This window comes from Pontibacillus salipaludis (genome assembly GCF_014642405.1).
In the GTDB taxonomy this organism is placed as follows: domain Bacteria; phylum Bacillota; class Bacilli; order Bacillales; family BH030062; genus Pontibacillus; species Pontibacillus salipaludis.
Genome location: NZ_BMIN01000002.1, coordinates 160,082 through 180,704 on the forward strand (window position 1 = coordinate 160,082; position 20,623 = coordinate 180,704).

Consider the following 20,623-nt stretch of genomic DNA (forward strand, 5'->3'; position numbering starts at 1 on the left):
TTTAGTACACCTATAAAGGACGGTTGTCTTATGATGAAAAACGCACATCGCGTTTTAGAACAGTACTTCGGCTTCTCATCATTTCGTTTTGGACAGGAGCCATTAATCGGGCATGCATTAGAGAGAAAGAACGCTCTTGGCATTATGCCTACAGGCGGTGGAAAGTCGCTTTGTTATCAAATTCCCGGCCTTCTTCTGGACGGAACCGCTGTTATTATCTCCCCTCTTATATCTCTAATGAAAGACCAAGTCGATTCCTTAAACTCTCATGGTATAGCATCTACTTACATTAACAGTTCTCTCTCGTATGAAGAGCAATCCCAGAGAATGTTTGACGTACAGCGAGGTCGATATCAGTTTGTTTATGTAGCACCAGAGCGATTTGATTCTGAAGGGTTTATCAGCTCTCTGCGTCGCACAAAGTTATCCCTCATCGCCTTTGATGAAGCGCACTGTATCTCACAGTGGGGGCATGACTTCAGACCAAGTTACCGCTCAGTGGTCGGACAGATCCAAAAGCTTGGGAACCTGCCTGTTGTAATGGGACTCACCGCTACAGCAACTGAAGAAGTAACAAAAGACATTCAGCAGCTTCTTTCTATTGAAAACGAACATGTTGTAAATACAGGATTTTCAAGGGACAACTTAAATTTTCAAATTGTAAAAGGGAAAGAGAAACACGATTTCATTCAAGATTATATTAAAACCCGTCCTAAAGAATCGGGAATTATCTACGCAGCTACAAGGAAAGATATCGATCGTCTTCACCAATGGCTCAGTCGAGAAGGTGTGAAAGTTGCCAAATATCACGCCGGTTTATCTGAACAAGAGCGAAAATCCGCTCAAAATCAATTCATCAAAGATGAAGTAACCGTCATGGTGGCTACGAACGCTTTTGGAATGGGGATTGATAAATCAAACGTCCGTTACGTTATCCACTACGCCCTCCCCATGAATATCGAATCGTACTACCAGGAAGCAGGTCGTGCCGGTCGTGATGGAGAACGCAGTGACTGTATCTTGCTCTTCTCCGCTCGGGATATTCAGCTCCAGAAGTTCCTCATTGAGCAATCGTTAATGGAGGAAGAAAAGAAAACAGAGGAATACCAAAAGCTCCAACAAATGGTGAATTACTGCCACACAGACAAATGTCTTCAGGAATACATGCTGACGTATTTTAAAGACCCCTTCCGTCATGAACCATGCGGAATGTGTAGCAATTGCTTACACACAGGAGAAATAAGAGACATTACAAGAGAATCACAAATTATCTTATCTTGTGTGAAACGAATGCATGAGCGCTATGGGTCAGGAATGGTGGCTAAAGTAGTAAAAGGGTCTAAAAGTCAAAAAGTGATGGAAACCCGGTTTCATAAGCTGTCGACTTATGGCCTCCTCTCTGATTTAAAAGAGAAGGATATCACGCAGATGATTCAATTCCTTGTGGCAGAAGGATATCTTGCTGTTGAAGATGGAAAGTTCCCCCTTCTTCGACTGACTCAAGAATCATTAGCTATTCTTAAAGGGGAAAAAACCGTTCAAATGATTATCGAAAGCGCATCAAAAGCCCATCAAGAAATAGATGTGAACGAGGATCTATTTGAAAACTTGCGTATGTTAAGGAAACGACTCGCGGAGGAACACAAAATCCCTCCATATGTTGTCTTTTCTGATGCTACGTTGAAAGAACTTTGCCAAGCAAAACCTCAAACAAAGAGTGAGATGTTACAGGTTAAAGGTGTGGGTGAGAAGAAGTACGAGCAATACGGAGTGCTTTTCCTTGAAGCTCTGCAGGAGGAAACTCATCAGTATTCGTAAACGTTTCAACGAAAAAGCCTAGGATTCATTCCTAGGCTTTTTTAGTAATTTAAAAACTCCGATTCTACTGGAGAACCGGAGTGAGTATTGGGCTATGCTTGTTCTGCTACTTCTTGGACGAAATTGTGAATTTCTTTTCTAGAATAGTTCTCTGGAACGCCTGGTTTTTCGTATAAATAGTTTGTAATACGCTCCACATCCTGAGTATAGGCTTCCATAAATCCACGAATTAACATGGCCAGGTAAGGTGTTGATGGTCTTGTTATCGTCATCTCGCTTAATGGTTTTGGGTTCGTAAAAGTGAAGATCGGATACCCTTCTTCATCACCTGCATAGAGAAGATTTCCGTAGTATGACCCTTCATCAATAACAAGAGAACCTTCCTTCTTCACTTCTTCAATATCTACCGTCATATCTTCAACACCATTTTCCTGACGAACAACGTCCTCGAACTGCTCCTCAGTAATCAAGTACATTCTGCCCCATGTCTCAGCTTGTTCATCTTTAACTGTATCAATAAACGCGCCTGCTCCATCCCAGCGATCCGACCATCCTGAGAAATAAAGCTTATACGGTAAACTGACCGGACTATTCTTAATCGGAAGTGTACAATCTCGACTCCCTACCTCTCTTCTATTCGAACCAGGAGGCTGGCCCCCTTCAATATAACAACGAAAACGATCTTCAAATAGATTCGAGCCGAAACTGGCATACCATACGTAGTTCATTTGTTTACTCATTAAACCTTCCCCTTTTTTCTGCGATAGCTGCAATTAGTTTGTTATAGATACTCCGATTATTCTAACAATTCTTCATCTTTAAAAAAAGTCTCCACTACTTTAGGAGCGGAAATATGAGACGCGATGTAGAGAGAATGTTTCCGTATGCGTTGTTAGAGATTAAGGTGGTTCGGGAAATCACTCGCTTTCCGCGGCGAGCTGGGGAGCCTCCTCAATCGCTACGCGCTTTCCGGGGTCTCCCCTAAGCTCCTACTGCCGCAGGAGTCTCGCAATTTCCCGAACCACCTTTGCCATATAAGGCGTAACGGAAACATGCCATATGTGGGAATATTGCACCTCTCACGCCCTTAAGATGTGGGGACGTTCATAAAATTATAGCCAGGGGTGGCTGGGGAACGGGGAGACTCCTGCGGGAGAAAGAGGTCGACGAGACCCCGGACTGAACGCAGTGAGGGAGGAGGCTCTAAAAAGAAAGGGGAAGTTCGACTAAAACCGTCACGTCCTGTGACAACGTCGAACGACCCCACATCGTGTGGGGCCGCCCGCGGAAAGCGAGTCGTTCCCCAGCCACCCCAAGCACTCATAAACGTAACGGTCCCATACACATAAAAGCGCTTAGAGTTGATGAACTCTAAGCGCAATTGTCTTATTTATCTGCGGTCCCAAGGGAAGTCTGTGCCGAATTTATTTGCAAATTCTTTTGATACACCGCGACGTGCTTTACGCTGTGTAGCGCGATCTGCTGCACCATCGTGTAACCACTTCTCTTGTTCCGTTTCTGGGTAAACCTGAGGTACTTTAGAAGGATTATTATCCTCATCAACAGCGACCATTGTTAAGAATGACGTCGCACACACTCTTCGCTCACCTGATAATAGCTCTTCTTTCACGGCTTTTACGAACACTTCCATAGATGTGTTTTTCGTCCATGTCACAAATGCTTCTAAACAAATGGCGTCGCCTGCGTTAACAGGGTATAAGAAATCAACTGAATCGGTGGAAGCGGTCACGACGTTACATCGAGCATGACGGGTAGCTGCGATTGCAGCCACGTCATCGATGTAAGCCATTAACTGACCACCAAACAGCGTTCCGTGATTATTCGTGTCTGTAGGTAATACGTGAGAATTTTTAACTACTAATGATTCAATACAAGGTTTTTTATCCATATCCACTGCCTCCTCTAGATCTCCATTCATAGTATACCAACAATATTTCGTTCTATGTTTAGGTGTTTAAAAGTAAAGAAGATAACTTATATGAGAACGTTCCCTGACGGACTCATGTTCACACTCCTTTTTATCAATAAAACGCTTCCAATCACCTAAGAAGATTAACGTAGTAAAAGCTTTTCTAACCCAAAAACGCTTAGAGCATGTAACTCTAAGCGCAGTCCTTCAGCTATTCATTTAATTATTATTAGAAGCGGATGTTACTCAAGCGGTTTCGTATCATAACTCGATCCCGTCCAGTCTGTAAGATCAGAAATCGTCTGCCACAATTTTGGATAGAATTCATATTTAACTCCCCGCTCCAAGGCTTGAGCAGGAATTCCTTTTAAGCTTTGGGTGTTTAACCCGATCATGCGGCGTACAAGTTGAATGTGAGAATGCCTAAAGGATTGAAAGTTCTCATCAAATCGGATCAGTGCCTGTAAGAGATCGAATAAAGCCTTGTGTGCATCTGGGTCTTTATGAACATCAAGCGGGGAAAGCCCTCTCGTCTTTAACAACTGCTCACAAGGTTCCCAAAGTGTTGGACCTAAACGAAGCACTTCATTAAAGCCTGGGGAATCCTGGCCACTTCCCTGACCTAACGCTAAACGAATGGTATGATAATCTTTTGGACTGATGACTTTTACCATGTCAAAAACATTCGGTAAATGATCAAGGTGCATATTTACTCTTCTTAGCTGGGCGGTGGCTTCTTCAATCTTCTGATGTTTCATTTGAGCATCTGCTTCATGTATATATTGAATCATCAATTTAAAATGAAGTTCTGCGATTTGGTGAATCATTTGAAAAGTTAATTCGTCCTGACAAGCCAAATCATCTTCTGTTTTTTGAAGGTTTAATAATTCCTCTGTGCGAATGTATTTCTCGTAATCCGTTACCACTTTCCCTTTTGAGTTACTCATACATCTATCCCCTTTCTCAACATAGAAAGATCATAATGTCTGTTAAGCGATGACACCTCGTTTATTCTCGTACTGCTCATAAAGCTTTTGTTCCATAATATTTTTTAACACTTGCATGGTTTCCCATACTTCTACATAGGAGGTATAAAATGCGATTGGCGCTAAGCGAATAACATTTGGGGAACGAAAGTCAGGTATAACCCCCTTATCTTTTAAAGCCTTACAAATGCGCGCAGCTTCTTTGTGTTCGAGACAAACATGCCCGCCACGTCTAGCATCTTCTAGAGGGTTTCCGATTGTAAAACCATATCCTTGTAGTTCATTGCTTAATAAATCCATCATGTACTGAGTAGACTTTAAAGACTTACGGCGAATCGCTTCAATACCCGCTTCGTTAAACAACTCAAGGGAACCAATGAGAGGAGCAACGCTTAATAAATGTGGCGTTCCGATTTGATAAGCCCCAGCTGTCTGAGCAGGCTGAAAGGTATGATCCATATCGAATTGCTTATCTTTATCAGATCCAAACCAACCACTTAATCCAGGCGTTTCATGGAGATGCCGCTCATGTACGAATAAGCCGCCCACCCCGCCTGGCCCACTGTTTACATATTTGTAATGGCACCAATAAGCGAAATCCACACCCCAGTCGTTGAATTGATGGGGAACAACCCCTACAGAATGACATCCATCAAAACCAATTAAAATCCCCCTCTTATGCGCTTCATCTGTTAAACGCTTAATGTCAAGGAGCTGTCCGCTTCTATAAAGGACGGTTGGCAAAACGATAAGCGCAATATCCTCTGTCATTGCATCAATGACATCGTCTTCTTTTATTTCCCGTCCGTCACGGCTTTTCACTTGAACGAGGTGTTCGTCAGGGTCATATCCTTTTAGTTCAAGCTGACTCTTCAGTGCATAAATATCGGAAGGGAAATTCAATTGGTCTGCTAGTATTTTAGTTCGACCGTTTTCTGGTTTATAAAAGGTAGCAACAAGTTGATGCAAGTTGACGGTCGTAGAACCCGTCACAATGACCTCTTCCTTCTTTCCTCCAACCAAACTTGCTGATTGTTCACCAAGTTGTTCAGAGAGGTAGTACCAGGGGTGTTCTCCTTGTGTCCAGCCATCAATGCCTAGTTGCTTCCAAGAATCTAGTATTTGAAGGACAGACTGTTCAGCACGTCTAGATAATAGACCAAGAGAATTCCCGTCCATGTACAGTGTGCCTTCTTGTATGTAAAATTCATCGCGAAAATGTGATAACGGATCTTGGTGATCTAAGCTTTTGGCATATTCTTTTGAGGTGTCCATGTAACCATCTCCTTTTTTCATTATAATAAGCCTAATCGATTTATGAAAACGCTGTCAATTCTACTATTCCCTTTTATTCTATTTGGATCGCTGGCCATTTTATTTTAAGAGTATAGTGCTTCTGTTTATAAGTGAAATCTAGATGCCCTTGCCTTTTTTGAACAATCGATTGTATAGAAGTAGCGCCAAACCCACGTTCTCCAGCTTTTGTGGTTGTAGCCGGAACCTTATAGAGTCGATCTAATATAGTATCTGGCACAGGTGGTGTGTCATTACGTATAATCAATATATAAAAAGCACTTTTCTTTTGTAATTTAACCGTTACATGTCCTGTTTCTCCCTCTTCGTCTTTGTAATGTTCCGCTGCCTCTAACGCATTTGATAAAGCGTTACCTAGAAGCACAACGATTTCTTCTTGCGGCATTGGAAGTGTGGAAACAGGGACTTCAAATTCGTATGTGAGTTCAATATTAGCTTTCTCAGCCTCACGACTATGCCAGTGCAACAAACCTGCGATCGCGCTCTTCTCACCAGATAGTGATGCACTGAACCTTTCAAATTCCCCAACCAGTTTCCCCATATATTGAGTTGCTTCCTTATACTCTCCTTGTTCTAACATATACTGTAAGCTTGTAATATGCTTCAAGTAATCATGACGCTCACGTCGCAAATCAAGGAGTACCTGATTGGTCTGCTCCACTGTTGTATGCTTGGTTCTTAGCTTTTCATGCCACTCTAGGTGACTCTTCTTCCAAGAAAAACGACAGTACTCTATAAGTGACACACTTGCTAACACTCCTAAAACCTCAAACCATGACAAAGACAAACGATATGAGAGTAGGAGGATGAAAGAAAGCAGGGTGAGTCCCCATACTCCTCCAGGTTCTTCCTTCTCTACATAAGCACGGAACGAGCGGGGCTTTTGGTACAAGACTAGTAGAATAGCCGTCACTAAAATAAGAGGGAGAATCCATAGGACATGTAACAGTTGAAAGGATACAGTCATATGAACCATTCCTAGACAAATAGCAACCAGGCTGTTTATAGATATCTTCACGTATTTCACACCTAAAAATAATAGTTTTGTATATAGTCTAATTGGTCCTTCGTAATCATTGCCTTTTCATCAGTTCCATCAAACGAAACCGTATACGAATTCTTGGCATACAACGAAAAGTTGGTCACGAAATGAATATTGATGATAAAAGATCGATGAGAACGAATAAAATCCCTTTCTCTTAGTTCCCCTTCTAGATCTCCTAGCGTTTGGTAGGTTTGAACAGCTTGCCCCTTCGTATAAATCGTGGAAGAGCGACCTGTCCGTTCTATAAAAATGATTTCCTTTTTCGGTAAGATATGAATCTCAGACTTTTGCTTAATAAAAAGACGGCCTTTCATTTCTGTAGAGCGTGTCTTCTGTATATAACGTTCTAACGACTGCACCAACCGATCCTTCCTATACGGCTTCATGATGTAGTCATGAACGTTCAACTCAAAGGCATGCACGGCGTACACACTATTAGCCGTAACGAAGATCACATCAATATCAAGAGCGTGTGTATGAATTAAGTCTGCAAGCTCGTACCCAGATAATTCCGGCATCTCTATATCCGCTATCAGCAAATCAATCGTTTCTTGCTTTACCTGGCGATACGCTTCTTCAGCCGATGTAACAGAGAATACGATTTCCGTGCCGTCCACTTGTTCAACAATGCTATGTATTTTTTCTAAATCGATCGCCCGATCATCTACTATGCCAATACGTATCATGTGGATGTTCTCCTTTAAGAAAATAACAACTTAATTGTAACATCTTCCCATACCATATAGAACGTTTCACGACTGAAAACGGCACTTTCACGACATAATGACAGAAATGGTCCTCTCTATCTTTTATGATAAGTATAACGATTAATGACGAGGAGGACGATTATGATTGAAATGAACGATGTAACGAAAAAGTTTTCGACAAAGAAGACGAACGTCACCGCCTTAAACCATGTCTCTTTTACAGTACCAGCCGGCAAAGTGGTGGGATTATTAGGTGAGAACGGAGCAGGTAAAACAACATTATTACGCTGTATCGCTACGTTAATCACCCCTACTAGTGGGACGATTACGGTAAATGGATTTTCAACAACAAAAGAACCTAATCAAGTTAAACGAAAAATTGGAGTTTTGTTCGGGGGTGAGACAGGTCTTTATGACAGACTGACAGCACGTGAGAATCTCACATACTTCGCTAACTTGTATGGATTATCTAAGCATGAAACAAAAGTTGCCATAGAAGAGCTAGCTGTGAAGTTCGGAATGCGAGAATATCTTGATAGAAGAGTAGGAGAGTTTTCAAAAGGGATGCGACAAAAAGTTGCCATATCGAGGACCATCATACACAATCCAGATATCATTCTTCTTGATGAACCTACGACTGGCCTTGATATTACGTCTTCTAATGTTTTTCGACAAATGATCCTTCAACTCAAACAACAAGGAAAAACGATTCTGTTCTCAAGTCATATCATGGAAGAAGTTCAAGCGTTGTGTGATTCAGTGGCCATGATTCATAAAGGACAGCTCGTTTATCAAGGAAAACTTGAAGCCTTATATCATGAGGAAGATACGCAAGACCTGAATTTTATTTTCATGTCTAAACTAGCGCGAGGTGAAACGGCATGATCTGGAACATGTATGTAAAAGAGATGAAAGATGTGTTTCGAGATCGACGTACGCTCCTGATGGTTGTGTTCCTTCCTCTTATTTTACTAAGTGGACTTGTATTCTTTTACGAAAGCTTAATGAGCGATGATAAAGAAGAAACCTATACAGTAGCCATTCCAAATGAATTAAGTGAAGAAGGCCAGTTATTCTTTAGTGATATGCCCAATTTGGAAATGGAGGTTTTCGCTCGACCAAAAGAAGTGGTTGATGAAGGCGAAGCAAGTGTGGCTCTTTTAGCTGAGGATGGATTTTTTGAATCCCTTGGAGAAGAAGGGATGGCTGGAGTCACCTTATACGGAGACTCCATGAGCCAAAACGCCTCGTATGTCATGAACATGATTGAATCTAAATTCGCTCAAGTGGAACAGGGAATTGTAAGTTCCAGGTTAGAAGAAAAAAACGTCGAAGAATCTATATTAGAAGCTTTCACCGTAGAGCGCGTAGAACCTAGCTATAATGATGAAAATGGAGATTCATTAGCTTTAATCTCTATGCTCCTCCCCATGGTCTTCTCCATTGCCATTGCATCAGGCTCCACTTCAGCTGCGATGGACTTATTCGCAGGGGAAAAAGAGAGAAAGACAATGGAGTCTTTACTTATGACTCCTGTCGACCGAAATAAAATTCTGATCTCTAAATGGCTAACCATCTCAACATTCGGGGCCATGACGGGCATTCTTGCCGTCGTGCTCATTGTGATTGAAACGCTTTTCTTCACAGAGAAGATGAAGGCAGCCTTCTCCATTAATGAAGGTATGTCAATCGTAATCATCATCACATTAGCTATGACCCTTCTATTCGCACTATTTATCGCAGCTCTTCTCATGCTTATAAGTATTATTGCCAAATCCATTAAAGAATCCCAAAGCTACAGCACACCAGTTTCACTATTAACCATCGCACCGATGTTCTTCATCACAAGCATGGGAGTAAAAGAATTTACGTTCATAGACTTCATCTTGCCATTCATGAACCTATACGCGATTTTAAAACAACTCCTATACGGCATCATCGACATCACAAACATCGCCCTAACCCTAGGAAGCACCGCTATCTATATCCTGATCCTATTCGCTATAGCGAGAGTGCTCTTTATGAAGGATCGGTGGGTGTTATAAGAAAAGCGCAGGGGGCTCGCCCAGGGGCGTACGGATAAGCAAGCTGCTGCAAGTCTGCCTAGCAAACTGGAAGTAGATTGCTTATCTCGCTAGGCCCTCCCCGCCGGAGCTAGATCGAAGAAAAGCGCAGGCGGGGTGGTCAGAGGCGTACGGATAAGTAAAATGCCGGAAGTGGCGATTAGCCACTGCAGGTAGTTTACTTATCTCGCTAGCCTCTCCCCGCCGGAGCTAGATCTAGAAAAGCGCAAGATGGTTGCGCAGAGGACCAAACTGCAACCCAGTATCTGTGACCTTTCTAGGTTTTTCTACTAATAAAAAGTCAGAGATACAAGCATTCTCTTACCTTTTTAAAGTTCATTCATATAAAAAGGTTACAGATCCGCCGTTTCTCTTACCTTTTAGACACCCTATCAGTGAAAAAGGTAAGAGATTGGCCATTCACTACTCGCCGACCAATCTAAACAAACACTAAAAAAGCATGGATTTTCGATAACGAAAATCCATGCTTTTTATCTTTATTGCTTCGATTCTTCAATAATTGTCGATAACTCTTCCCAACGCTCCATTGCTTGCTCAATTTGCTCTTCTAACTGTTGCATTTCATTCATCAATTCTTGAGCACGAACCGCGTCACTACCTGTTTCGGTAATTTCATTTTGGACTTCTTCATAGCGAAGTTCTAATTGTTCAATTCGGTCCTCAATGGTATTCCATTCTTGCTGTTCATGGTAGGAAAGCTTGCGGCGTTTTTGGCGCTGATGAGGAGAGGCTTTCTTTTCCTCTTTTGCCTTTTGACGTTCCGCCGCTAATGCTTCGCCTTCTTCTTGTTTACGAATCTCGAGATATTCTGTGTAGTTCCCTTGAAATCTTCGGATACGCGTATCTTCGAAGGCAATTAAATGATCGACCACTCGATCAAGGAAGTAGCGATCGTGGGAGACTGTGATGACTACTCCAGGGAACGAATCAAGGTATTCCTCAAGTATGGTTAACGTTTGAGTATCAAGATCATTTGTTGGCTCATCCAGCAGTAAGACGTTTGGTTCTTGCATTAAAACGCGCAAGAGATACAAACGACGTCGCTCTCCACCTGAGAGCTTAGAGATATATGTCCACTGCATATAGCGAGGGAACATGAAACGCTCAAGCATCTGTTCAGCCGTAATCGTATCGCCCTCAATGGTTTGAACGACTTCTGCCTCTTCTTTAATGTACTCGACTACGCGTAGAGATTCGTCCATTTCTTGGTGATCCTGTGTGTAGTAACCGACTTTGACGGTTTGCCCCGTAGAGATCACGCCAGTATCTGGCTCGACCTTTCCTGCAATCATATTCAGTAATGTCGTCTTCCCGCTTCCGTTTGGCCCAATAATACCAAGACGCTCTCCTGGGACCACCAGGTAACTAAAATCATCGACAACGGTGCGGCCTTCATAAGATTTATTAACACCTTCAAGCTCAAACACATCATTCCCTAACCTGGTTGAACCAATGGCGATATCAACTTCTCCACCCGCTCGCTCTACTTTTTGATCACGAAGTGCTTCTGCGCGATCTTTCCTAGCTTTTTGCTTTGTACCACGCGCTTTCGGCCCCCGTCGCAACCACTCAAGCTCCCTGCGAAGCGTGTTTTGTCGTTTTTGTTCATTCGCTCTTTCTAGTTCTTCCCGCTCTGCCTTCTTTTCTAAAAAGACTTCATAGTTTCCGTCGTAAATATATAGATTACCTTTATCCAATTCGTAAATACGATTTGTTACACGATTTAAGAAATAACGATCGTGTGTCACAACTAAGAGAGACCCCTTATATTGAGTTAGGAAGCTTTCCATCCATTCAATCGTTTCATTATCCAGATGGTTAGTCGGCTCATCAAGAATAAGCAAGTCAGCTGGTTGAATAAGCGCTTTTGCGATGGCTACACGCTTTTTTTGTCCACCTGATAAGGCACTCACAGATTGGTCAAAGTTACGAATACCAAGCTTTGTAAGAATGGTTTTCGCAACCGTGTTCGCCTCCCATGCATCATGCTCATCCATCTTTTGTTGAGCTTTGTATAGGTGTTCTTGCTTCTGTTCAGACGTAGGCTCTCCTTCTAACTCACGTAACGCTTGTTCATAGTGACGCATCGTTTTCATAATCGTGGATTCACCGTAATAGATTTGCTCAAGCACCGTAAGATCGTGATTTAGCTGTGGTTCTTGAGGCAAGTACTCAATATGAAAGTCATTGGCATGATCCATAGTCCCTTTCTCAGCAGTGTCTACGCCAGCCAATACTTTTAAAAGCGTTGATTTACCCGTTCCGTTCACACCAATTAATCCTATACGCTCTCGCTCTCCGATCGTAAAGGATATTTCGTTAAAGAGATCTTTGTCTCCGTACGTCTTATATAAATTTTCTACTGATAAAATGCTCATATGTAGCCCTTCCTTTAACTAGACGTTTCCGATTAATAAACCTTTTTGACACGGCCTACTTGTCCGTCTTCAAGTCTTACTTTAATACCATGAGGATGTGAACTTGATTTAGTCAATAAATCCTTCACAATCCCGTGTGTTACCTTTCCTGTACGTTGGTCTTGCTTCAATACTATATCCACTTCTTTACCTGGTTGAATATCTTTTCGATTCTGTCCGTTCATCATTCGCAACTCCCATATCTTTTTAGTACTACCTATTATAAAGGATTTTAATGATAAAAAACACAAAGAGCCATTTAGCTACCAAGGTGAGCACTTTTCTTTTGAACAAGTCATCACCATGGTATAACTGTACTCACGGTTTAACAAACCACGACTCGCATAAATATATGAGAGTAACTTAAACTAAGATGCATTTACTTCAAGGAGGTTTTTATAATGAGTAATAAAAAGGTTCTAATGGTCGTAACAAACCATACGAAAATCACTGATGATCATAAAACAGGGTTATGGCTTGAAGAGTATGCCGTTCCTTACAATGCATTCAAAGAAGCCGGATACGACGTGAAAGTCACAAGTATTCAGGGTGGAGAAGTTCCTCTCGATCCTAACAGTATTCCAGAAGAAGAAGTAAGCGAATGGGCAGAAGCTCAGGAGCTTCTAAAAGATACAGCTCAATTATCAAAAGAGGACGCTCAAGGATTTGTCGGCATCTTCCTTCCAGGTGGACACGGTACTATGTTTGATTTCCCTGATAGCGAAACTCTTCAATATGTGCTTCAGCAACATGCTGAACAGGGCAATGTCATTGGTTCTGTTTGTCACGGTCCAAGCGGACTAGTCAACGCCACTTACGAAAATGGACAACCGATTGTAAAAGGAAAGAAAGTCACTGGCTTCACAGATCCTGAAGAAATCGGCATGAATTTAGATCAGCATATGCCATTCATGCTTGAAACAGAATTGCGTAACAAAGGGGCTAATTTCTCTAAAGGGGAAGACTGGTCCGTTCACGCTGTACGTGATGGGAACCTTGTTACTGGTCAAAACCCAATGTCTAGCGAAAGTGCTGCAGAGAAAATGGTTGAAGCTTTAAAAGAACAATAACCTTTATTCTTTCTCCACAAATTGAAAAGCGCAACTCCTATAGAAGGAGTTGCGCTTTTTATGATTTAAATTTCTTTAACCTTGTATACTTCACGTGTTGCTACTAAATCTGCCGTATTTTCCCTATACGTTTTGTAATGATCTGATTCAATATGGTGGTTCAACGCATCCATATTTTCATATTGCTCATGAAGAACAAGCGTCTCATCTTCAATCGACTTATGAAGATCGTACTGCAGGCAACCTTTTTCTTGCCTTGAAGCTTGTTGAGCTTTCTTTAATTCTTGTACCATTTGTTCCTCCGCACCTTCTTTGGGTGTGAAGATGGCTGTAATCGAAATCTTATCCATACGAATCACTCGCTTTCTTTTCTAACATTTCCTAACCTACCACACACTATTCCCATTTCCTATAAATCCGCTTACTGGCTAGGAGATGATGGGAAAATAAGGCGGAATACCGCACCACCCTGCTCTTTATTACTCACATGGATTGTGCCGTGACTCCGTTCAACTATGGCCCTTGAGATAGCAAGACCTAGCCCTGTTTCTCCTTCTTTCCCTTTCACAAATCGATGGAATAGTTGAGGGAGCAACTCATCTGGAACTCCTTCGCCGTCATCTTCAATTTCTAAGATGAACTGGGTATCTTCCTCGTAAGCACGTAAGTTCACTTCAGATGCTGCGTGCCTTATTCCGTTCCCTACAATATTAATCAGTGCTTGAAGCATTTTTTCCTCATCAACGTAAAGCTGTCTTTGTTCCTCCACTGTAACGTTTAATGAAATTCCTTTTTCTGAAGCAAGGAAATGCATTCGTTCCTTTGTATCTTCTAAGAGTCGTTGGATAGGTGTATAGACTGGATTATAAATTCCATCCTCACTGTCGAGCTTGGCTAATAAAATAATTTCATTCACAATCTTTTTGAGCCGATCACTCTCTTTAACGATAAGGTCTAAGCTTCGATCAGCTGCATCACCTTCAAAAACTCCATCTTTCACACCTTCTGCATATCCTTGAATGGTCATAAGAGGGGTCTTCAATTCATGAGAAGCATTTTGGAAGAAGTGCTTCTGAGAGCGGATGTACTGGTCCAATTCTTTGGCCATATCCATGACACTCTGTTCAACTTCTCCAATTTCACCACTGGCATTAACGGGCTTAATTTCGCTGAATTGACGATTCTCAATCTTTTTTACTTCTCTCTTTAAACGACTTAGAGGTGTAACAAGACGCTTTGTTAATAAGTAACTAAATAATATAGCTATGGCAATTCCAATTACAAAGACAATCATCATGCGTACAGCAAAGATGGACTGAATTGCCTGAAGTTCTTCTACAGGTGTAGCTAAAATGAGCAGGTATTCTTGTCCCTGGAAACGATAGCCAAGCTTTGATACTACATAGTTTTCCCCGTTCATTTTACGAAGACCCTTTTGCTCGTCTTTCGTTTCAAATTCAGACGCCCAACTTCTGGCCGTTGATTCCGGAAGGTTTGTAGCCAACGGAGAGTTTTCATCAGGATCCATAATCAAAATCTTATAATCATTACTCTCAATTAGTCGACTCAGCTTGCCTCTTCCGGATGGATCTTCATACAAGAAATTTAAGATTAAATTTCCGTTTGTTTGGAGCTCATCCTGCTGGTCTTGAATAAGGATATCTAGCAATAAGGAATAGATAAAAAAGGCTGTAACAGACATGATTATAATCAACAGTGCCGTAAAAGCAGCATTTAATTGATAAAGTAACTTCATTGTTTACGCCTCACGTTCTCGTAAGCGGTACCCATAACCCCAAACGGTTTCAATAGGAACATCAGCGAACTTTTTTCGAAGTCGTTTCACTAAATCGTCAACAGCCCGATCACTTCCAAAATAATCGTCGCCCCACACTTTATGGAGGAGTTCCTCACGGGAAAAAGCCCGATTCGTTTGGGAAACTAATATTTGAAGTAAGCTGAATTCTTTAGCCGTCACTTCTACTTCTTCCCCCTGCCAAAATACCCTTCGTTCTTCAATAGAAAGGGTGAGGTCACCGTTCTTTAAGGTTGAGTCGCTTTCCGTTCCCTGACTTTCTTTATCATGGTACTTCTCCCATCGCTTCACCATTCGATTCACACGTGCTACAAGTTCACGAGGGCTAAATGGTTTCGTTAAGTAGTCATCACTTCCAAGCTCTAAACCCAGTACTTTATCAACCTCTTCATCTCGAGCTGAAATGATAATGATTGGAACATCTGATTCTTGGCGAATACGGCTACAAAAGTCATACCCATTCATCCCGGGAAGCATAATATCAAGCACCCACAGATCAGGAGGCGTTTCCTTCCACATATCCCACGCCTTCTCGGCTGTATCCACACTGTTTGTCTTATATCCTTCCTTATGTAAATAGGCCTCAACGATTTCTCGGATATGAGGATCATCTTCGACAATTCCAATGGTAGCGTCCTTCATTCCCATTCCTCCTTCAGTCTACTCTTTCCCTTTATTGTGCCACATTAGAGAAGTGGAGGCGACTGGGGAGTGCGTTAGGCTTCTTTAAAAAGGTTAACCTTATTTGTAATATTGCTATTTAGCCCCAAGAGACGTAGGGGCGTTGGATGTTGGTTATTGATGTGGCGGTTTTAGGGGATCTTCCTCTTTTTCTGGGCGGCTTGTCCTTTACTTTTCGTGGGGTCTAGCTGCGGGCCGCAGACACTCGGGACATAAGCCACTACCCTCTGTGAGGAAGAAACACCTCACAGAGGGTAGTGGCTTATGCCTGCCGTGTCTAAGCGGCGGCCCTCCGCTTTTCTTTGTGTCCAGCTGCGGCGGGGAGGGCCTAGCGCGATAAGCAAGCTACTTTCAGTCTGCTATGCAGACTTACAGTAGCTTGCTTATCCGTACGGCCCTGGGCACCCCGCCTCCGCTTTTCTTTTGTCTTACATACTTTTTACACATTTGTTCCGAAGATTTGCCAAAGGTGTTGGTTAGAATATGAAGTACAAGATATTTAAAGAAATCATTTTACAATATAGAAAGGTGGTTACTTGCATGAGTGAGCAGTTTAATAATGAGCAAGTGGAGAGGCGGAAGAGTGATCAGCGTAGTTATTATGGTTGGTTAGTTCAGTTTGCTTCTACTGCTTTTATCGTGACGCTTTTACTTGTAGGTGGGGCTTTTGCTTTGTTTAAGTTGAACGTGTTGCCACTGGAGTCGAATGTTGCTGCGCAGGATTCTGCTGAGAGTAATGGGGATAGTATTTCCATTGAGGAGTCTAAGTCTGAAGGGGATACTTCAGATGTCGTCCAGGCGGTGAGTAAGGCCTCTGATGCTGTGGTTGGGGTAACGAAGTATGAACAGTCCCAATTGTTTGCTGAGAATAATAAAGCTGGTACGGGTTCTGGGGTTATTTATAAGAAAGAGAACGGTGAAGCGTATGTGGTAACGAATCATCACGTTATAGAGAATGCACAATCTATTGATGTAACATTAAGTGATGGTGAGAAGGTCGAAGCTGAGCTTTTAGGTAGTGATTCTTTAACAGACTTAGCTGTATTAAAGATCGACGCTGAACATGTAAAACAAGTTGCTGAATTTGGTTCTTCTAGCAATCTGCAAGTTGGAGAAACTGCAATTGCGATCGGAAACCCGCTTGGTTTAGAATTTGCAGGTTCTGTAACGAAAGGAATTATTAGTGGTCTTGAGCGTACGATGCCAGTTGATCTAAACAAAGACGGGCGCGCTGATTACCAGACAGAGGTTCTTCAAACCGATGCAGCGATCAACCCTGGTAACAGTGGCGGCGCATTGATCAACAGTGCAGGTCAAGTTATTGGAATTAACTCTATGAAGATTGCTCAGCAAGAAGTAGAAGGATTAGGGTTTGCCATCCCTTCTGAAACGGCGAAGCCAATTATCGAAGATTTAGAGAGAAACGGTGAAGTATCACGCCCATTCATTGGTGTATCCACAATGGACCTTTCATCTGTTTCCGCTTATCACATCGAGAATACTTTGAAGCTTCCTGGCGATATTAAAGGCGGCGTACTTGTAGCCGATGTTGAACAAGGTTCTCCTGCAGCTCAGGCTAACCTACAACAATATGACGTTATTGTTGGCGCCGATGGTGAAGAGATTTCAAACCTAGTTGATTTACGCAAATATATGTATGAAGAGAAAGAAGTTGGCGATTCTATGGAACTCTCCTTCTATCGTGATGGAGCGAAACAGTCAGTCACAATCACGTTATCTAAATAATAAAGGGGTTTTACGATGATGAAAAAGAAAGTACTCACATTTTGTGTAGCGACGCTGGGAGCTCTAACGCTCTCGGCCTGCAGCAATGCTTCAGCAGACGGCGATGTCGTTGCTGAAACGGCAAACGGAAACATCACTAAAGACGAATTTTACAATAAGCTTGTTGACCAATACGGTGACGCCGTATTAAAAGAAATGCTTTATGACACTGTTCTTTCAGAAGAGTACCCTGTTTCTGAGGAGGAAGTTCAAGCTGAGATTGATAAAGTGAAAGAGTCTTACGGTGATCAGTTTGAATCTGCTTTACAGCAAAATGGATTTAAAGACGAAGCTCAGTTTAAAGATTTTCTAAAAACGCAACTCCAAAAAGAGAAAGCCACTACTCAAGGGGTAGAAGTTACCGATGAGGAAGTGAAAGAATACTACGAGAATATGAAACAAGAAGTACAAGCCAAGCATATTTTAGTGGAAGATGAAGAAACAGCAAACGAAGTCATAGAGAAGCTAAATAATGACGAAGATTTCGCTACCCTAGCTAAAGAATATTCCACAGATTCTTCATCAGCTGAAAATGGTGGTAACCTTGATTATTTCTCAACAGGTGACATGGTCTATCCATTTGAACAAGCTGCCTATAATCTTGAAGTCGGAAACATTAGTGAGCCTGTTCAATCGGAATATGGTTACCACATCATTAAAGTAACCGATAAACGCGAGAAAGAAGACACATCTTCTCTTGGTACGTTTGATGAGATGAAAGATCAATTAAAGACAGAGCTTCTAAATAGACAAGCTAACACGGAGAAGCTCTCAGACATTATGAATAACGCGGAAATCAACATTAACAACAAAGATCTTAAAGAGAAAATCTCATTCTAAGACAAACTAAAGAGTGACTGGTTTATCATAAATAGATTCTAGAACAATCCCCTTCCCCCCTGAGGCTGCTTATTCTATAATAAGCAGCCTCTTATTATGCTTTAAAGCAAAAAAGCGTGCCAGACACCCTTTTATCCTGCTAAAGGGTGTCTGGCACGTGTGATTATTCCCAAAGGCTGATGCCTTCTTTGTTTTTAATTTGGTCTTTGGAGAACTTCGTTTTATGTTCTTTCTTCCGATCGCTGCGGTAATCTAGAAGAACTTCCTTAGCCACCCCAGAGAGTCGGACAATTGCATATAAGTTGATAAGTGCCATGATCCCCATTGTGATATCTGCTAAAAGCCATACAAGATCAAGCTTGGCCATAGCTCCAAAGAAGACCATCGCTAGAGCAGCAAGGCGATACCAAAAGATTCGTTTTGGACTGTTTTTAATAAATTGCATGTTTGTTTCGCCGTAATAATAGTTTCCAATAATGGAACTAAAGGCAAAGAACAAAATGGCAATAGCAACGAATGTATTCGCCCAGGAGCCAATATGAGTTTCAAATGCTTGTTGAGTAATTTGAATTCCGACTGCGTTTTCTTGATTCATGTAAGAAGCCGGATCCCCTGAAGAGATAATAATAAAGGCTGTGGCTGAACAAATTAGAATCGTATCAACAAATACACCAAGCGTTTGAATAAGTCCCTGTTTGGCCGGGTGAGATACTTCTGCAGCTGCTGCTGCGTTTGGTGCACTACCCATACCGGCTTCGTTAGAGAATAAACCACGCTTAATACCGTTTAGGATTGCCGCACCAAAGGCACCCCCTGCAACTTCTTCAATACCGAATGCATTCTTGAAAATAAGTACAAACATATCTGGAATGGCGCCAATATTTGTAATCAATACATAGCCTGCTAAGATCAAATATAAAATGGCCATAACTGGAATAAAGATCTGTGTTACTTTTGCAATACGTTGAATACCACCGAAAATTACAGCCGCTGCCCCTATTACCAGAACGGCGCCTATTAGCACTTTATTCACTGAGAATGACTCTTCAAATGCTAAACGAATCGTATTTGACTGAACGGCACTAAATACAAGACCATACGTAAATGTAATAATAATGGCAAAAGCAATACCAAGCTTTCGATTATTTAGCCCTTTCTCCATATAATAAGCTGGGCCACCTCGATACCCTTCTTCATCTTTTACTTTGTAAACTTGAGCAAGAGTGCTCTCTACAAAACTAGTGGCAGAGCCTAATAAGGCGATAATCCACATCCAAAAAACAGCACCAGGTCCACCAACGGACACGGCTAAGGCTACACCACCTAAATTCCCGGTACCAACACGAGAAGCCGTACTAATCGTGAAAGATTGAAAGGCAGAAGTTCCACGACCATCATTTTTTAGTGACTCTTTCTCAAACAAAACACGAAACATCTCACCAAATAAGCGAAACTGAATAAAGCGCGTGATGACTGTGAAATAGAGTCCAACCCCAAGTAAGACAGCAATTAAAATATAGCCCCACAAGGCTGTGCTGATGTTACCTAAAAAATCCATTAACATAGGTTTTCACTCCAAATTAAGTATTTCTGTAAAGTTCTTTCGGTTTTTTCTATCTTTTCATTATACGTAGCAAGCTTTTCAGAAGAAATAGTTTTTAAAAAATTGAGGACTTCTTCTTTATTCCATATGATCACCATCCTATTTACTGCTGTATTTCCTTTTGTTTACAATTTGAAACATCAAAATTGTTAGCGCTTTCATTTTTGGGCACTAAGCGGAAAGAGACCGTTATGTTTGATGAGTGGTTGGGCTAGCTCGGGGACAACTCGCTTTCCTGCGGGGAGCTGGGAAGCCTCCTCGTTCGCTATCGCTCTCTGTGGGGTCTCCCCTAGGCTCCTTACCCCGCGGGAGTCTCGCAGTCCCCGAGCTAGCCCTTGCGTTTACTAGGTTAACGGTCCCGCGATTACTCCAAGTAATTTTGTCTCTTCTCACATGGCTTGTTTCCGTTCACCCCAATAAGGAAACAGGCCATATGTGGATTCAAAAATACACCAAAATACACTATAACGCTCAAGCAGGGGGCCGTTAAATATAATATAGCCAGGGGTTTCTGGGGAACGGGGAGA

Annotated in this window: 18 protein-coding genes; 6 read left to right on the forward strand and 12 right to left on the reverse strand. The window is 41.9% G+C overall.

Going from position 1 to position 20,623, the window contains the following annotated elements; translation table 11 throughout:
* Positions 1–30 precede the first annotated feature (30 nt).
* The gene (gene recQ / locus IEW76_RS02945; RefSeq protein ID WP_188650768.1) at positions 31–1,818 is read left to right on the forward strand and encodes a DNA helicase RecQ; all 1,788 of its coding nucleotides are present in this window, start codon (positions 31–33) and stop codon (positions 1,816–1,818) included.
* A gap of 92 nt (positions 1,819–1,910) precedes the next feature.
* Here the strand turns inward: recQ and IEW76_RS02950 are convergent, their stop codons facing one another.
* From IEW76_RS02950 to IEW76_RS02975, 6 genes are all read right to left on the reverse strand, one after another.
* Entirely contained in the window at positions 1,911–2,558 is a 648-nt protein-coding gene (locus tag IEW76_RS02950) for a hypothetical protein (protein WP_188650770.1), read from the reverse strand.
* Positions 2,559–3,208: 650 nt separating this feature from the next.
* A complete protein-coding gene (locus tag IEW76_RS02955) occupies positions 3,209–3,727 on the reverse strand; it encodes an acyl-CoA thioesterase (protein WP_188650772.1) in 519 nt (172 codons plus the stop codon).
* Positions 3,728–3,990: 263 nt separating this feature from the next.
* Positions 3,991–4,695, reverse strand: a complete 705-nt coding sequence (locus IEW76_RS02960; protein WP_188650775.1) for a tryptophan 2,3-dioxygenase family protein — start codon at positions 4,693–4,695, stop codon at positions 3,991–3,993.
* Between the two features lie 42 nt (positions 4,696–4,737).
* A complete protein-coding gene (gene kynU, locus IEW76_RS02965; protein ID WP_188650777.1) occupies positions 4,738–6,009 on the reverse strand; it encodes a kynureninase in 1,272 nt (423 codons plus the stop codon).
* A 73-nt stretch (positions 6,010–6,082) separates the two neighbouring features.
* A complete protein-coding gene (locus IEW76_RS02970; protein WP_188650779.1) occupies positions 6,083–7,066 on the reverse strand; it encodes a sensor histidine kinase in 984 nt (327 codons plus the stop codon).
* A gap of 11 nt (positions 7,067–7,077) precedes the next feature.
* Positions 7,078–7,779: a LytR/AlgR family response regulator transcription factor gene (locus IEW76_RS02975; protein WP_188650782.1), complete on the reverse strand. Its 702-nt coding sequence runs from the start codon at positions 7,777–7,779 to the stop codon at positions 7,078–7,080.
* 162 nt (positions 7,780–7,941) lie between these two features.
* Here IEW76_RS02975 and IEW76_RS02980 point away from each other — a divergent pair, with 162 nt between their 5' ends.
* A complete protein-coding gene (locus IEW76_RS02980) occupies positions 7,942–8,685 on the forward strand; it encodes an ABC transporter ATP-binding protein (protein WP_188650784.1) in 744 nt (247 codons plus the stop codon).
* Positions 8,682–9,845, forward strand: coding sequence for an ABC transporter permease (locus tag IEW76_RS02985; protein ID WP_188650786.1), 1,164 nt, complete (start codon positions 8,682–8,684; stop codon positions 9,843–9,845). The genes IEW76_RS02980 and IEW76_RS02985 overlap by 4 nt, the downstream gene beginning before the upstream one ends.
* A gap of 515 nt (positions 9,846–10,360) precedes the next feature.
* Here the strand turns inward: IEW76_RS02985 and IEW76_RS02990 are convergent.
* Positions 10,361–12,262, reverse strand: coding sequence for an ABC-F family ATP-binding cassette domain-containing protein (locus IEW76_RS02990; RefSeq protein WP_188650788.1), 1,902 nt, complete (start codon positions 12,260–12,262; stop codon positions 10,361–10,363).
* Between the two features lie 32 nt (positions 12,263–12,294).
* Positions 12,295–12,486, reverse strand: coding sequence for a YwbE family protein (locus IEW76_RS02995; RefSeq protein WP_188651116.1), 192 nt, complete (start codon positions 12,484–12,486; stop codon positions 12,295–12,297).
* Positions 12,487–12,702: 216 nt separating this feature from the next.
* Here IEW76_RS02995 and IEW76_RS03000 point away from each other — a divergent pair, with 216 nt between their 5' ends.
* Positions 12,703–13,371: a type 1 glutamine amidotransferase domain-containing protein gene (locus IEW76_RS03000; protein WP_188650790.1), complete on the forward strand. Its 669-nt coding sequence runs from the start codon at positions 12,703–12,705 to the stop codon at positions 13,369–13,371.
* Positions 13,372–13,436: 65 nt separating this feature from the next.
* On the opposite strand, the gene IEW76_RS03005 is transcribed toward IEW76_RS03000, so the two are convergent.
* From IEW76_RS03005 to IEW76_RS03015, 3 genes are all read right to left on the reverse strand, one after another.
* Positions 13,437–13,721, reverse strand: a complete 285-nt coding sequence (locus tag IEW76_RS03005; RefSeq protein WP_188650792.1) for a putative quinol monooxygenase — start codon at positions 13,719–13,721, stop codon at positions 13,437–13,439.
* A gap of 71 nt (positions 13,722–13,792) precedes the next feature.
* Positions 13,793–15,127, reverse strand: a complete 1,335-nt coding sequence (locus IEW76_RS03010; protein ID WP_188650794.1) for a sensor histidine kinase — start codon at positions 15,125–15,127, stop codon at positions 13,793–13,795.
* Between the two features lie 3 nt (positions 15,128–15,130).
* Positions 15,131–15,829 carry a response regulator transcription factor gene (locus tag IEW76_RS03015; RefSeq protein WP_373285933.1) on the reverse strand — a complete coding sequence of 233 codons (699 nt, stop codon included), beginning with the start codon at positions 15,827–15,829 and terminating at the stop codon, positions 15,131–15,133.
* 579 nt (positions 15,830–16,408) lie between these two features.
* Between IEW76_RS03015 and IEW76_RS03020 the strand changes: the two genes are divergently transcribed.
* Both IEW76_RS03020 and IEW76_RS03025 read left to right on the forward strand, forming a co-directional pair.
* On the forward strand, positions 16,409–17,614 hold the full coding sequence (locus tag IEW76_RS03020) for a S1C family serine protease (protein ID WP_188650798.1): 1,206 nt from the start codon (positions 16,409–16,411) through the stop codon (positions 17,612–17,614).
* Positions 17,615–17,629: 15 nt separating this feature from the next.
* Positions 17,630–18,493 (forward strand): peptidylprolyl isomerase, encoded by an 864-nt coding sequence (locus IEW76_RS03025; RefSeq protein ID WP_229721106.1) that lies wholly within the window; start codon positions 17,630–17,632, stop codon positions 18,491–18,493.
* A gap of 163 nt (positions 18,494–18,656) precedes the next feature.
* On the opposite strand, the gene IEW76_RS03030 is transcribed toward IEW76_RS03025, so the two are convergent.
* Entirely contained in the window at positions 18,657–20,057 is a 1,401-nt protein-coding gene (locus IEW76_RS03030) for an alanine/glycine:cation symporter family protein (protein ID WP_444543940.1), read from the reverse strand.
* Positions 20,058–20,623: the final 566 nt, after the last annotated feature.

Excerpts from the sequence above, each read along its gene's own strand:
- recQ (WP_188650768.1), top strand. The coding sequence starts at position 31 with ATGATGAAAAACGCACATCGCGTTTTAGAACAGTACTTCGGCTTCTCA.
- IEW76_RS02950 (WP_188650770.1), bottom strand. The coding sequence starts at position 2,558 with ATGAGTAAACAAATGAACTACGTATGGTATGCCAGTTTCGGCTCGAAT.
- IEW76_RS02955 (WP_188650772.1), bottom strand. The coding sequence starts at position 3,727 with ATGGATAAAAAACCTTGTATTGAATCATTAGTAGTTAAAAATTCTCAC.
- IEW76_RS02960 (WP_188650775.1), bottom strand. The coding sequence starts at position 4,695 with ATGAGTAACTCAAAAGGGAAAGTGGTAACGGATTACGAGAAATACATT.
- kynU (WP_188650777.1), bottom strand. The coding sequence starts at position 6,009 with ATGGACACCTCAAAAGAATATGCCAAAAGCTTAGATCACCAAGATCCG.
- IEW76_RS02975 (WP_188650782.1), bottom strand. The coding sequence starts at position 7,779 with ATGATACGTATTGGCATAGTAGATGATCGGGCGATCGATTTAGAAAAA.
- IEW76_RS02980 (WP_188650784.1), top strand. The coding sequence starts at position 7,942 with ATGATTGAAATGAACGATGTAACGAAAAAGTTTTCGACAAAGAAGACG.
- IEW76_RS02985 (WP_188650786.1), top strand. The coding sequence starts at position 8,682 with ATGATCTGGAACATGTATGTAAAAGAGATGAAAGATGTGTTTCGAGAT.
- IEW76_RS02990 (WP_188650788.1), bottom strand. The coding sequence starts at position 12,262 with ATGAGCATTTTATCAGTAGAAAATTTATATAAGACGTACGGAGACAAA.
- IEW76_RS02995 (WP_188651116.1), bottom strand. The coding sequence starts at position 12,486 with ATGAACGGACAGAATCGAAAAGATATTCAACCAGGTAAAGAAGTGGAT.
- IEW76_RS03000 (WP_188650790.1), top strand. The coding sequence starts at position 12,703 with ATGAGTAATAAAAAGGTTCTAATGGTCGTAACAAACCATACGAAAATC.
- IEW76_RS03005 (WP_188650792.1), bottom strand. The coding sequence starts at position 13,721 with ATGGATAAGATTTCGATTACAGCCATCTTCACACCCAAAGAAGGTGCG.
- IEW76_RS03010 (WP_188650794.1), bottom strand. The coding sequence starts at position 15,127 with ATGAAGTTACTTTATCAATTAAATGCTGCTTTTACGGCACTGTTGATT.
- IEW76_RS03015 (WP_373285933.1), bottom strand. The coding sequence starts at position 15,829 with ATGAAGGACGCTACCATTGGAATTGTCGAAGATGATCCTCATATCCGA.
- IEW76_RS03020 (WP_188650798.1), top strand. The coding sequence starts at position 16,409 with ATGAGTGAGCAGTTTAATAATGAGCAAGTGGAGAGGCGGAAGAGTGAT.
- IEW76_RS03025 (WP_229721106.1), top strand. The coding sequence starts at position 17,630 with ATGATGAAAAAGAAAGTACTCACATTTTGTGTAGCGACGCTGGGAGCT.
- IEW76_RS03030 (WP_444543940.1), bottom strand. The coding sequence starts at position 20,057 with ATGTTAATGGATTTTTTAGGTAACATCAGCACAGCCTTGTGGGGCTAT.